Source organism: Streptomyces sp. NPDC048473 (assembly GCF_043200155.1).
Taxonomy (GTDB): domain Bacteria; phylum Actinomycetota; class Actinomycetes; order Streptomycetales; family Streptomycetaceae; genus Streptomyces.
The window spans coordinates 85742-98007 of sequence record NZ_JBICXE010000008.1 but is presented as its reverse complement, the minus strand read 5'-3'; the positions used below and the strand labels follow the sequence as shown (position 1 = coordinate 98007).

Genomic DNA, 12266 nt, shown 5'->3' with positions numbered 1-12266 from the left:
TCATCGGCGCGGGTGTGCACAGAGCGCTGCCAGCCCTCGACGCCGCACGCCTCGGCGAGCGGGAACTGTCCGCGGGGATCGAATGACGGCTCTTCAGTCGCGCTTCGAGGCCCGGACGATCCGGGCCACGATCTCTTCCGCGACGGCCTCCACGTCGGCGTCCACGACCAGGTCCACGTTGCCGTCCGGATCGGCCGTGAAGACGGTCAGCCCTTCGTCGGTGACCTCGACCGTGCCGCGTTCGGTGGTGTAGAGGTCGGGACGCAGCAGGGAGAGCGCGGTGATGGGGTCGTGCGGGACGCTCCACGGTTCGCCGGTGAAGCCGGTCCAGGCGTCGATCTCGCGGGCGAGCGCCGCGCCGTACGCGCCGGCCTCGCGGATCGCTTCGATGCCGGGCTGTTCGATGCGCAGCCGCGTGGTGACGTCCAGGCCGGTGACGACGGTGCGGATGCCGGAGCCGAAGACGACGCGGGCGGCCGTGATGTCGCTGACGATGTTGTGCTCCGCCTTGGCCTCGGTCCCAAAGCTGCCGCCCATCATGTACAGGGTGCGTACGCCCGCCGCGAAGCGGTCGTCGAGCCTGATCGCGCGGGCGATGTTGGCGAGCGGGGCGATGGCGATGACATCGGTCGCGCCGGGCCGGGCGAGGACGGAGTCGACGAGGAAGCGGTCGGCGGCGACGGTGTCGCGTACCGGCTCGGTCTCCAGGTCGGTGAAGGCCCTGCCCTCGTGTCCGGCCCACCAGACCTCCTTGCCGGAGAGGGTCTCGGTGGCTCCGGGGACGACGGTGAGGTCGTGTCCGGCGAGGGCACCGAGCCGGTGCGCGAGGCGGGCCCGGAGCAGGGTGTCGCCGTAGACGGTGGTGATGCCGGTGATCCGGGCCTCGGGTGAGCCGAGCAGCACGCCGAGGGCGAGCGCGTCGTCGACGTCGCTGCCGATGTCGGTGTCGAGGAGGATGTCGGCGAGGGGGTGGTTCACGGTGTTCCTCGGGTCGGTGTGGATGGGTTTCGGTGTTCCGGCGGTCGGTTCAGCCGGCGGTCACTTCAGACCGCTGCCGGCGATCGACTGTGTGAAATACCGCTGCAGGCGCAGCAGGACGACGAGCGGGATGACGGTCAGGACGACGGCGGCGGCGAACACTTGGCCGTAGTCGACGACCATCTGGCCCTGAAGGGTGCCGAGGGCGACCGGACCGAGTTGTTTGTCCGGTTCGGTGCCGACGAGCAGCGGCCACATGTAGGACTGCCACTGGAAGGTGAACAGGGTGAGTCCGGCGCCGATCAGGGCGGGCCACGACAGGGGTACGTAGACCTTCCGGAAGATGCCCCACCAGCCGAGCCCGTCCATCCGGGCGGCCTCGACGAGTTCGCGCGGGATGGCCAGGAAGAACTGGCGCAGCAGGAAGATCGCCAGGCCGTTGCCGATGCCGGGCAGGATCAGTCCGGTGTAGGTGTTCTGCAGGCCCCAGTCGCGGAAGATGTCCGAGAGCGGGATCGCTATGGCGTCGAACGGGATCATGAAGCTGAGCAGGATCACGGCGAAGACGAGGCCGCGGCCGCGGAATTGGAACACCGAGAGTGCGAACGCGGCCATCGCGGAGAGCAGCAGTCCGAGCAGGACGGTGGCGGCTGCCACGCCGATGGAGTTGAGCACGGCGCGGCCGAAGTCGCCCTGGAAGAGCGTCACATAGTTGTGCAGCGTGGCGTCGGTCGGGATCAGGCTGCTCCAGGAGAGCCGGTCGAGTCCGGCCAGGACCTTGTCGCCGGGACGGAGCGATCCGGTGAGCACCCACAGGAGCGGGAGGGCGAAGAGCAGTCCGATGACGACGGCGGTGGCGAGCGGCATGTGCCTCAGCGCGGAGGGCCGGCGCCCCGTCGGCTGCTGGGGGGCGGTCGTTGTCTTCATCGATTCACTCCTCGCCCTTGCCCTGCATCATCCGGAATTGGACGGCGACGACCGCGAGGGTGATCGCGACGAGCACCACCACTTCGGCCTGGGCGAAGTTGATGTCGCCGACGCTGTAGGCGCGGCGGAACACGTCGTACATCATGAGATTGGTCGAGCCGTCGGGACCGCCGCGGGTCAGCAGTTGCACGGGGGCGAACACCAGGAAGTTGGAGACGGTGTCGGCGACCAGTACGAAGGCGAGCGGGCGGCGCAGCAGCGGCAGTGTGACATGGACGAACCGCTGCCAGGCGGAGGCGCCGTCGACGGCGGCCGCGTCGTAGCACTCCTGCGGGATGTCCTGCAGCCCGGCGATGAGGAACATCATCCAGTAGCCGACGCCGACCCAGGACATCAGCACGATGAGGGCGAAGAGTGCCTGTTGCGAGCTGGTGAGGAAGGGCTGCGGCGGAATGCCCATCGTGCCGAGGATCGCGTTGAGCGGTCCTTCGGGGCGGTAGAGGATGCCCCAGATGACCGCGGAGACGGCCGGCGGCACGGCGATGGGCGCGAAGACCAGCGACCTCCAGAAGCGGACGCCGGCGAAGCGGCGGTTCAGCAGGACGGCGAGACCGAGGGCGATCAGTACCTGGAGCGGGTTGATGACCAGGCTGAACAGCAGTGTCACGCGGACGCTCTGCCAGAACTGGCTGTCGCCGAAGAGGTCCGCGTAGTTGTCGAAGCCGACGAAGGTGGTGACGCCGTCGACCAGGCTGTGGTGGCGCAGGCTGCTGACGAGTGCCATCGCGGCGGGCAGCAGTCGCAGGACGGCGAGGGCGAGCAGCGCGGGCGCCAGGAAGTACAGGGCGGTCCTGCCCTGCGAGGTGGAGCGGCGGCGCGGCGTGCGCTTCGGGGAGCGGGTTGCTGTGGTGGTCATCGCAGTCGCTCCCAGGTGCGCACCAGTTCTCCGGAGGCTTTCGCCAGCCGGGGTTCCACTGCGAGGCCGTTGCGGATGTCTGAGAAGGCGGAGCCCATGACGGTCTCGAACTGGGTGTAGCCGATGCTGCGCGGCCGGCTGACGGCGGTGTGCGCCAGTTCGTACCGCATGGTCGTGGCCACGCCGGCGGTGCTCTTCGTGGCCTTGTGCTCCAGGTCCGCCGCATAGCGGTCGAAGGCCTTGCGGTTCGACGGGATGAGCGGGGACGCCTCGACGGTCGCGAGGCTGCCGTCGGTGGTCAGGGCGGCATACTCCATGAACCGCAGTGCCGCGTCGGGGTGTTCGGCGTACGGGTTCACACCCCAGGACCAGGAGTCGGTGGGGGTGACGGCGCGGCCGTGGGCGAACTTCGGCTGCGGCGCGGTGCCCCAGGCGAAGTCCTTCAGTCCCGCGAAGGCGCCGAGGTTCCACGGGCCGCCGACGAAGAACGGCACCCGGCCCGAGGTGAAGAGCGAGGAGAGCTGGTACGAGGGGACGCCGCGCGGCGACGAGCCGTCGGCGAAGAGCGTGCGGTACCAGTCGAGGGCGTCGATCCAGCCCTGGGTGGTGACGGCGGGGGTGAGCATGTCCTTGCCGGTGATGCCGGAGCCGCCGTGCAGGGACTCGATGAGCGGCTGGAGCCCGTAGTAGAGGTCGGTCTGTTCCAGCAGCAGGGCATAGTCGGCGCCTGCCCTGTCCATCGTCCGGCGGCCGACGCTCTTGGTCTGCTCCCAGCTCCAGCGGTCCGCGGGGGCCCCTCCGGGGAGCGGCGCGCCGGCCTTGGTGAGCAGGTCCGCGTTGTAGAAGAGGTACTGGGTGGAGGTCCAGATCGGCAGGGAGCGGAGCCTGCCCTGCCAGGAGCTGACGCCGTACTGCTCGGGGGTGACGGCGGCCCTGGTGCGGTCCGCGACCGGGTCGAGGTCGGTGAGGAAGCCGCGCGCGGTGAGTGCCGGTACCCGGGGCTGGTCGACGGTGTACACGTCGATCGCGCTGTCCTTCGCGGAGAGCCGCAGCTGGAGAACGTCGCCGAGTTGGTCGGGCGGCACGGGGGTGTAGTCGATCCGCAGGTCGGGGTGGGCGCGCTCGAAGCCTCGGATGACCGCCCGGAACGTCTCGGGGGTCTCCGGGCCGAGGAACCGTACCGCTGTTCTGCCGTCCGCCGGGCGGCCGCCCGAGCAGCCGGCCAGGGCCGCCGCGGACGCCACGCCGAGTGCGGCGCCGAGCACGGTTCTGCGGCTGGGAGAGCTCGTCATACGGCTCTCCGGCCTGCGATGGACATCGGTTCTCCAAATCGTTTTGCATAACCTGACTCGGCCCTTGTCAGCCGCGATAGCGAGCACCATACAAAACGTTTTGCACAATGGGTAGAGTGACTTCGAACACCAGGACAACAATCCTGGACGACAAGAGGAGGCCGATGGTGCAGGGCGGGAGCCGGATCAAGATCGTGGATGTGGCGTCCGAAGCGGGCGTCAGCGTCACCACGGTCTCCCATGTGCTGAGCGGCCGCCGCCCGGTCTCGGCCACCACCCGGGCCCGGGTCGAGGACGTCATACAGCGGCTCGGCTACCAGGCCGACCCCTCGGCGCGCGGTCTGCGCACCCAGCGCACCCGCACCCTGGGCCTGGTCGTCCCGGACATCACCAACCCGTTCAACACCTCGATCGCCGCGGGCATGCAGGAGATCGCCCTCACCCACGAGTATCTGACGGTGGTCTGCGAGGCTCCGATGGACGGCCCGCATCTGCCCGCGGTGATCCGGCAGCTGGTGGCGCGCCGCATAGACGGCATCGTGATCGGCCGGTACGGCGCCACCCGGCGCGATCTGGACCGGATCGTGGCCTCGGGATCGAAACTGGTACGGCTCGGCGGACGGCTGGAGCCGGCGCTCGGCGATGTGGTCAGGGCCGCCGAGACCGAGGGGATGTACGACCTGGTCAGCCATCTGGTGGGCCGCGGCTACCGGCGTATCGCCTTCATCGGCGGTGCGCCGGGGGTGGAGCCGGGCGAGGAGCGCTTCGCGGGCTACCGCAAGGCCCTGGAGGCGGCCGGGCTGCCGGTGCCCGGTGAGCTGGTCGCCTGGACCGGCTTCACCCGCGAGGGCGGGCGGGCCGGGGCCACCGCCGTGCTGAACGCCACGCAGCGGCCCGACGCCGTTGTGTGCGCCAACGACCTGATCGCGATCGGCGCGCTGGACACGGCGCGGGCCGCAGGGCTGCGGGTGCCGCACGACGTGGCGATCACCGGGTACGACGACATCGAGGCGGCCTCACTGGTCTCCCCCGCACTCACCACGGTCCTCAACCCGGCTCGGGAGATCGGCCGTTCGGCCGCGCAGCTGCTGGTCGACCGGCTCGACGGGGACGGTCCGGGAACGGCCAGGGAGATCGTCCTGGCCCACCGGCTGGTGCCTCGCGAGTCGGCCTGAGCAGTCGTCCGCACGCCGCCGGCCATCGGTCCCGGCGGTCAGATGAAGTTCAGCGCGGCCGCCCCGCCCACTCCCCCGAGCACCATGAACGCCGGCATCAGCACCTTCAGCTCCACCCAGCTGCCGGCCCTGAACCGCATGCCCTTCGGCGGACCGATCGGGTGCCAGCGCTTGCGGCCCAGCGGTATGGGCCACAGGATCGGGCAGCCGGAGACGGTCAGCGCGTCACCGATGTCATGGACGAGGGCGCCGAGCACGATAGGCAGCCCGAGCCACAGATACTCCTGGCCGGGCGCGCTGAACAGCCAGTCCGAGCCGTTCCCCGGCTTGTCCAGGACGCCGGCCAGTATCCAGGCGCTGGTCGCGCCGAGCAGCCACACCAGGACATCGCTGGACATCCGGGCGGCCCGCCACAGCAGTCCTTCGACGGCGAGCACCAGGTGGACGAAGAGGATCGCCAGGACCGCCCACCGGCCGCCGGTGATCGCCGCGGCGGAGGCCCCGCCGCCGATCAGGACCGCCCACAGCCAGGTGTGCGTCAGGGTCCGGTGGCCGCCGTTCCTGCGCGGGTCGCCGGAGCCCCGGGTCGCCTTGTAGACGGCGTGCGAGAGCTTGTCGACGATCTCGCAGAGTCCCCGGGAGACCGGCCCGAAGGCGCGCGAGATGGTCGCGGACTTGTGGTCGAGGTCCGGGGCCAGCGCGGCTCCGGCGGTGATCAGCGCACCGACGACGAGGACGGGCCACGGCATCGCGTGGCCGGCGGCGGCCGCCGCCGCGCCCACCCCCAGCCAGGCCGCTGCCCCTGACAGAGAGTGTGCCGGTCCCATCATGGTTCTTCCCGCCCCCAAAGTTGTCCTGCTGCCATTGCCGCCCAGGCACGGCCGAGTTGAGTGGGCAGCGTATCGTCCGTGATCTTCGTATGGTCGTCCGGTTCCCTCATCCGGGCGGAAGGCAGGCAAGATGGGGGCGTGACCCTTATCGATCAGCTGCCCCCGACCGACGACCCCGACGCCCTCTTCGAGGCTTTCTCGTCATGGACGAAGACGCAGGGCATCACCCTCTATCCCGCTCAGGAGGAGGCGCTGATCGAGGTGGTCTCCGGCGCGAATGTGATCCTTTCCACCCCGACCGGCTCCGGAAAGAGCCTGGTCGCGGCGGCTGCTCACTTCACCGCCCTGGCCCAGGACAAGGTCACCTTCTACACCGCGCCGATCAAGGCGCTGGTCTCGGAGAAGTTCTTCGACCTGTGCAAGCTGTTCGGTACGGAGAACGTCGGCATGCTCACCGGCGACGCCTCCGTCAACGCCGACGCCCCGGTGATCTGCTGCACGGCCGAGGTGCTGGCCTCCATCGCGCTGCGCGACGGGAAGTACGCCGACATCGGCCAGGTCGTGATGGACGAGTTCCACTTCTACGCCGAGCCGGACCGCGGCTGGGCCTGGCAGATCCCGCTCCTGGAGCTGCCGCAGGCCCAGTTCATCCTGATGTCGGCCACGCTCGGTGACGTCAAGATGTTCGAGGAGGACCTGACCCGCCGCACCGGCCGCCCCACTTCCGTGGTGCGCTCCGCGACCCGGCCGGTGCCGCTCAGTTACGAGTACCGGCTGACCCCGATCACCGAGACCCTCACCGAACTCCTGGAGACCAGGCAGTCGCCGGTCTACATCGTGCACTTCACCCAGGCCGCGGCCGTCGAGCGGGCGCAGTCGCTGATGAGCATCAATATGTGCACCAAGGAGGAGAAGGAGAAGATCGCCGATCTGATCGGCAACTTCCGCTTCACCACCAAGTTCGGCCAGAACCTCTCCCGCTATGTGCGGCACGGCATCGGGGTGCACCACGCGGGCATGCTGCCGAAGTACCGGCGCCTGGTGGAGAAGCTCGCCCAGGCCGGTCTGCTGAAGGTGATCTGCGGTACGGACACCCTCGGCGTCGGTGTCAACGTGCCGATCCGTACGGTGCTGTTCACGGCGCTCACCAAGTACGACGGCACTCGCGTCCGTACGCTGCGCGCCCGTGAGTTCCACCAGATCGCGGGCCGCGCGGGCCGGGCCGGATTCGACACGGCGGGCTTCGTCGTGGCGCAGGCGCCGGAGCACGTCATCGAGAACGAGAAGGCCGTCAAGAAGGCGGGCGACGACCCGAAGAAGAAGCGCAAGGTGGTCCGCAAGAAGGCCCCCGAGGGCTTTGTCGCCTGGTCGGAGACCACCTTCGACAAGCTGATCCAGTCCGATCCGGAGCCGCTGACCTCCCGCTTCCGGGTCACGCACACGATGCTGCTGGCCGTGATCGCGCGTCCCGGCAATGCCTTCGCGGCGATGCGGCATCTGCTGGAGGACAACCACGAGCCGCGCAGGGCGCAGCTGCGTCACATCCGCCGGGCCATCGCGATCTACCGCTCGTTGCTGGACGGCGGTGTCGTGGAGCAGCTCGACAAGCCGGACGCGGAGGGCCGTATCGTCCGGCTCACCGTCGATCTCCAGCAGGACTTCGCGCTCAACCAGCCGCTGTCCACCTTCGCGTTGGCCGCGTTCGACCTGCTGGACCCCGACTCCCCCTCGTACGCGCTGGACATGGTCTCCGTCGTCGAATCGACGCTCGACGACCCGCGGCAGATCCTCGCCGCCCAGCAGAACAAGGCGCGCGGCGAAGCGGTCGGGCAGATGAAGGCGGACGGAGTCGAGTACGAGGAGCGCATGGAGCTGCTCCAGGACGTCACGTACCCGAAGCCGCTGAGCGAGCTGCTGTGGCACGCGTACGACGTCTACCGCAGGAGCCACCCGTGGGTGGGCGACCACCCGGTGTCGCCGAAGTCCGTGATCCGTGACATGTACGAACGCGCCATGACGTTCACGGAGTTCACCTCCAACTATGAGCTGGCCCGCACCGAGGGCATCGTGCTGCGCTATCTCGCGAGCGCGTACAAGGCCCTTGAGCACACCATCCCGGACGACATCAAGTCCGAGGACCTGGAGGATCTGATCGCCTGGCTGGGCGAGATGGTCCGTCAGGTGGACTCCAGTCTCCTCGACGAGTGGGAGCAGCTCGCCAACCCGGAGGTGGAGACCGCCGAGGAGGCGCAGGAGCGTGCCGACGAGGTGAAGCCGGTCACGGCCAACGCCCGTGCCTTCCGGGTGCTGGTGCGCAACGCGATGTTCCGCCGGGTCGAGCTGGCCGCGCTGGACAAGGTCGGCGAGCTCGGCGGGCTGGACGGCGACGCGGGCTGGGACGAGGACGCGTGGGGCGACGCGATGGACGCCTACTGGGACGAGTACGACGATCTGGGCACCGGTCCGGATGCCCGCGGGCCGAAGCTTCTGAAGATCGACGAGGACGCCGCGCACGGCCTGTGGCGGGTCCGGCAGACCTTCGCCGACCCGAATGGCGACCACGACTGGGGCATCAGCGCCGAGATCGATCTGGCCGCCTCCGACGAGGAGGGCCGGGCTGTCGTCCGCGTCACCTCCGTGGGTCAGCTGTGAGGGCGTACGCCGTGGCGGCGGCGCCGCTGCGAGAGTGGAGACGAACCGCATGACGAACCCCGCCGAGCGCCTGGTCGATCTCCTCGACCTGGAGCGGATCGAGGTCAATATCTTCCGTGGGCGCAGCCCCCAGGAGTCCCTGCAGCGGGTCTTCGGCGGGCAGGTCGCCGGGCAGGCGCTGGTCGCGGCCGGCCGTACCACCGACGGGGACCGGCCGGTCCATTCGCTGCACGCCTACTTCCTGCGTCCGGGGCGTCCGGGTGTGCCGATCGTCTACGAGGTCGAGCGCATCCGGGACGGCCGGTCGTTCACCACCCGCCGGGTCACTGCCGTCCAGCAGGGCCGGACGATCTTCAATCTGACGGCGTCCTTCCACCGGCCGGAGGAGGCGGGCTTCGAGCACCAGCTGCCGCCCGCCCGCGAGGTCCCCGACCCCGAGGAGCTGCCGACCGTCGCCGAGGAGGTCCGTGAGCACCTCGGGACGCTTCCGGAGGCGTTGGACCGCATGGCCCGTCGACAGCCTTTCGACATCCGGTACGTCGACCGGCTGCGCTGGACGCAGGAGGAGACCAAGGGCGCGGACCCGCGCAGCGCGGTCTGGATGCGTGCGGTCGGCCCGCTCGGCGACGACCCGCTGGTGCACACCTGCGCCCTGACGTACGCCAGCGACATGACGCTGCTCGACGCGGTCCGTATCCCGGTGGAGCCGCTGTGGGGCCCGCGCGGTTTCGACATGGCGTCGCTGGACCACGCGATGTGGTTCCACCGGCCGTTCCGGGCGGACGAGTGGTTCCTCTACGACCAGGAGTCGCCGATCGCAACAGGCGGACGAGGGCTGGCGCGCGGCCGGATCTACGACCGCGGGGGCAATCTGCTGGTGTCCGTGGTGCAGGAGGGGCTGTTCCGTCGCCTGGGCGAGTAGCCGTGCCCGGGCTCAGATGCCGGGGAGCGGGTCCTGCTCGACCTCGTGGCGGCGGGTGCGGATGTCCGGGGGCGCGGGGTGCAGTTTGGCGTCGCAGGCGGGGCCGAGGCCGGTGCGGCGGGACTCCGTACCGGTGAGCGGACGACCGCACATGCGGCAGCGGACCACCCTCCGGCGGGCGGTCCGGTCGGCCGGGCCGCCCTCGGGCAGGGGCTCGATGCCGGCTTCGGGGAAGGGTTCAGCGCAGTCCACGCATCGATCTTCTCAAGACACCCGTCTACTCTGCGACTTCCGAACGGCACACAACAGCACACAACGGAGGAGTTCGCGGGTGAGCAGCGTGCTGACATTGAAGCCGGTCCCCCAGCCGAAGAAGGACAAGAAGGCGAAAGGGGGCATCGGCCCGGATGTGGCCGCGCCCATCGGCCATGTCATCAAGTTCGCGGACGAGCCCGGCGGGGCGTCCCGGGTGGTCGCCCATGTGGAGCGCGAACTGCCGCAGGGCGGGATACCGGCGTACCTCGCGGCCCGCACGACAGGTGCGCGTTCCTTCGTGCTGTGGGCCGACCCCGATCGCCGGGCCCGGCTGGCGACCCTGGTCACCGCGTCCGCGGCCAATGGAGTCGCCACGTACCAGGTGCTGGGCGCGCAGGGTGAGCTCATCGGCACGCTCGTCCGCGAGAAGGCCCTCTCCGGGAGAGGGCTGCGGACTCGCTGGACGGTCGCCCAGAGCGGTTGCCCGGAGGCGGTGGGCCTCAAGGGCCGGATCTTCTGGTGGTACGTGTGGTGGCTGCTGCTCCCCCTCCAGGTGGCCATCGGTGTAGGCAGCGTCCTGAGCGGCAGCGGCGATGTGGCGCGCGGGCCGCGGCGCATCGTCTGGCGGGCCGGCCAGGAGGTCCCGCTGGAGTTCTGGTCGGACGACGACGAGATCCATGTCCACGCGCCGTGGGTCGACTGGCGGCTCGCAGCCACGCTGTCGGCGCTGATCCGCACCTTCGACAGCTGGATGGGCACTCCCTGGGACGACAAGCGGCAGTGAACCAGCGGCGCCGGTGGCACGCCCGGACGGGTCAGGAGGCGAGGATTCTGGCCTTCTGAGCCGCGAACTCGCTGTCGCTCAGCACTCCTTGGCTCTTGAGGTCACCGAGGTCCTTGAGCTGAGCGATCTTGTTGCTCATCTCGTCCTCGGGCGCGAGAGACGTGGGAGCGGGCGGCAAAGGCGCTGCGGGGGCGGGCTGGGCCTGCGCCTGCGTGGCGTCCTGCCGCGCCCAGCGGCCCGCCTGCCGCCGGGAGACCCGGTTGGAGACCGAGGTGGCGGTTCCGGCGATCACCGCTGTACGGGCGACGCCGCGAAGAAGGCCTGGCATGGTGCATCTCCTTTGACTGGCTCTGCGGGGACGGCCGGCCCGGCTGAGGCGCTGGCGGAACGGTCTGCCCGGCTGAGGATCTGCGGGGACTGCCGGCCCGGTTGAGGATCTGCGGGGACTACCGGCCCGACGAGACCGTGAAGGGCTCAGACCCTGGACTCGACCGCGTCGAGCGAGGCCAGGACCTCTTGGATCGGGATACGCCCATTGGCGACGAGCCGGCCTCCGGAGCGGCGCAGCGCGGCCGCGAACGGTCCCGCCCACACGTTCTCGTAGACGAGGATTCCTGCAGCGCTGCCGGGTTCGAGGACCGCGCTCGCCTCGTCGATGTCGTCCTGGCCGAGCAGGCCCGACGACGCCCCTTCGAACACGGCGAGGTCATCGCCGCCGTCCCCGGTCAGTTCGGCGAGTTCCACGCCCTCGACCGTTCCGTCCTGATTCTTCCTGACGAAGATCAGATCCAGGATCCGGATGATGCCCCGGTCGACCAGGTCGACCAGCAGGGGCAGTCCTTCTCCCGTCATCCGGCTTCCCGCCGGGAACTCGACCACCAGGTAGTCGATCGGTCCCGTCTCGTCGCTCTCGCCGCTCACGCCAGCTCCTCAGAATCTCGACTGCCCCGGTTCCGCCGGAGACCACGGCCTCCGCCATTCCAACAGCGGGTGGACCGCGGCGCATCTCGGCCCTGGATGTGGGTGAGCGTGGGTCCCCGTTACGCCATTGGAGGGACAGCGGGCCCTCCCACGGCCGAGTGGTGCGAGCCGCTCCCCTCCTGTCCCCCGCCGCCGCGGATGGTTGTCGCGCGCGACGGTCTGCGGGGCGGGCCCGGATTCCTGCGGGGAGGCGCAGACGTGACGGCCGATCAAGTGCTGGTGGGGGACTCATCGTGGTGCCGGCGGTCGGCTCCCAACTGCTGGCGAGCCGGTTGCGTGTGCCCGCACTGCTGATCCTGCTGCCGGCCGGTTTCACCGCCGGGGCGCTGACGGACCACGTCGATCCCGAGAAACTGCTGGGCGTCGCCTTCTCGCCGCTGGTCTCCCTGGCGGTGGCGGTGATCCTCTACGACGCCGGACTCGGCCTGGACATCAAGAGGTTCCGGGGGCACACGCGGCGCATCGTGGTCCGGCTGATCTGGCTCGGGGCGCTTCTCACCTGAGTGTCCGCCGCGCTGTTCGCCGCACCGGTGCTGAACATGTCCAGCTGTCGG

At 69.9% G+C, this 12266-nt stretch carries 12 protein-coding genes and 1 pseudogene; 5 read left to right on the top strand and 8 right to left on the bottom strand.

Features of this window, described 5'->3' with window-relative positions; translation table 11 throughout:
• Positions 1 to 93 precede the first annotated feature (93 nt).
• Genes ACGFU7_RS16455 through ACGFU7_RS16440 form a run of 4 tightly spaced genes read right to left on the bottom strand, consistent with a single transcriptional unit; the run spans position 94 to position 4113 of the window.
• Positions 94 to 978: a nucleoside hydrolase gene (locus ACGFU7_RS16455; RefSeq protein ID WP_393696340.1), complete on the bottom strand. Its 885-nt coding sequence runs from the start codon at positions 976 to 978 to the stop codon at positions 94 to 96.
• 60 nt (positions 979 to 1038) lie between these two features.
• On the bottom strand, positions 1039 to 1905 hold the full coding sequence (locus ACGFU7_RS16450) for a carbohydrate ABC transporter permease (RefSeq protein ID WP_393696338.1): 867 nt from the start codon (positions 1903 to 1905) through the stop codon (positions 1039 to 1041).
• Between the two features lie 4 nt (positions 1906 to 1909).
• Entirely contained in the window at positions 1910 to 2821 is a 912-nt protein-coding gene (locus ACGFU7_RS16445) for a carbohydrate ABC transporter permease (protein WP_393696336.1), read from the bottom strand.
• The gene (locus ACGFU7_RS16440) at positions 2818 to 4113 is read right to left on the bottom strand and encodes an ABC transporter substrate-binding protein (protein ID WP_393696334.1); all 1296 of its coding nucleotides are present in this window, start codon (positions 4111 to 4113) and stop codon (positions 2818 to 2820) included. Before ACGFU7_RS16440 ends, ACGFU7_RS16445 begins: the two co-directional genes overlap by 4 nt.
• Before the next feature lie 116 nt (positions 4114 to 4229).
• Here ACGFU7_RS16440 and ACGFU7_RS16435 point away from each other — a divergent pair, with 116 nt between their 5' ends.
• Complete coding sequence (locus tag ACGFU7_RS16435; protein ID WP_393696332.1) at positions 4230 to 5288, top strand: LacI family DNA-binding transcriptional regulator; 1059 nt, start codon at positions 4230 to 4232, stop codon at positions 5286 to 5288.
• A 38-nt stretch (positions 5289 to 5326) separates the two neighbouring features.
• Here the strand turns inward: ACGFU7_RS16435 and ACGFU7_RS16430 are convergent, their stop codons facing one another.
• Complete coding sequence (locus tag ACGFU7_RS16430) at positions 5327 to 6118, bottom strand: metal-dependent hydrolase (RefSeq protein WP_393696330.1); 792 nt, start codon at positions 6116 to 6118, stop codon at positions 5327 to 5329.
• A 138-nt stretch (positions 6119 to 6256) separates the two neighbouring features.
• Between ACGFU7_RS16430 and ACGFU7_RS16425 the strand changes: the two genes are divergently transcribed.
• The gene (locus ACGFU7_RS16425) at positions 6257 to 8770 is read left to right on the top strand and encodes a DEAD/DEAH box helicase (RefSeq protein WP_393696328.1); all 2514 of its coding nucleotides are present in this window, start codon (positions 6257 to 6259) and stop codon (positions 8768 to 8770) included.
• Between the two features lie 49 nt (positions 8771 to 8819).
• Positions 8820 to 9692: an acyl-CoA thioesterase gene (locus ACGFU7_RS16420; protein WP_393696326.1), complete on the top strand. Its 873-nt coding sequence runs from the start codon at positions 8820 to 8822 to the stop codon at positions 9690 to 9692.
• Between the two features lie 12 nt (positions 9693 to 9704).
• On the opposite strand, the gene ACGFU7_RS16415 is transcribed toward ACGFU7_RS16420, so the two are convergent.
• A complete protein-coding gene (locus ACGFU7_RS16415) occupies positions 9705 to 9944 on the bottom strand; it encodes a DUF6011 domain-containing protein (protein ID WP_393696325.1) in 240 nt (79 codons plus the stop codon).
• A 79-nt stretch (positions 9945 to 10023) separates the two neighbouring features.
• Here ACGFU7_RS16415 and ACGFU7_RS16410 point away from each other — a divergent pair, with 79 nt between their 5' ends.
• Entirely contained in the window at positions 10024 to 10731 is a 708-nt protein-coding gene (locus tag ACGFU7_RS16410; protein ID WP_393696324.1) for a hypothetical protein, read from the top strand.
• Positions 10732 to 10762: 31 nt separating this feature from the next.
• Here ACGFU7_RS16410 and ACGFU7_RS16405 read toward each other — a convergent pair whose 3' ends face one another.
• Positions 10763 to 11059 (bottom strand): SHOCT domain-containing protein, encoded by a 297-nt coding sequence (locus ACGFU7_RS16405; RefSeq protein ID WP_393696322.1) that lies wholly within the window; start codon positions 11057 to 11059, stop codon positions 10763 to 10765.
• A gap of 146 nt (positions 11060 to 11205) precedes the next feature.
• On the bottom strand, positions 11206 to 11652 hold the full coding sequence (locus ACGFU7_RS16400) for a DUF6325 family protein (protein WP_393696320.1): 447 nt from the start codon (positions 11650 to 11652) through the stop codon (positions 11206 to 11208).
• Positions 11653 to 11888: 236 nt separating this feature from the next.
• Between ACGFU7_RS16400 and ACGFU7_RS16395 the strand changes: the two are divergent.
• Positions 11889 to 12212 (top strand): annotated as a pseudogene (locus ACGFU7_RS16395) (hypothetical protein); the annotation flags it as partial.
• Between the last annotated feature and the right edge of the window lie 54 nt (positions 12213 to 12266).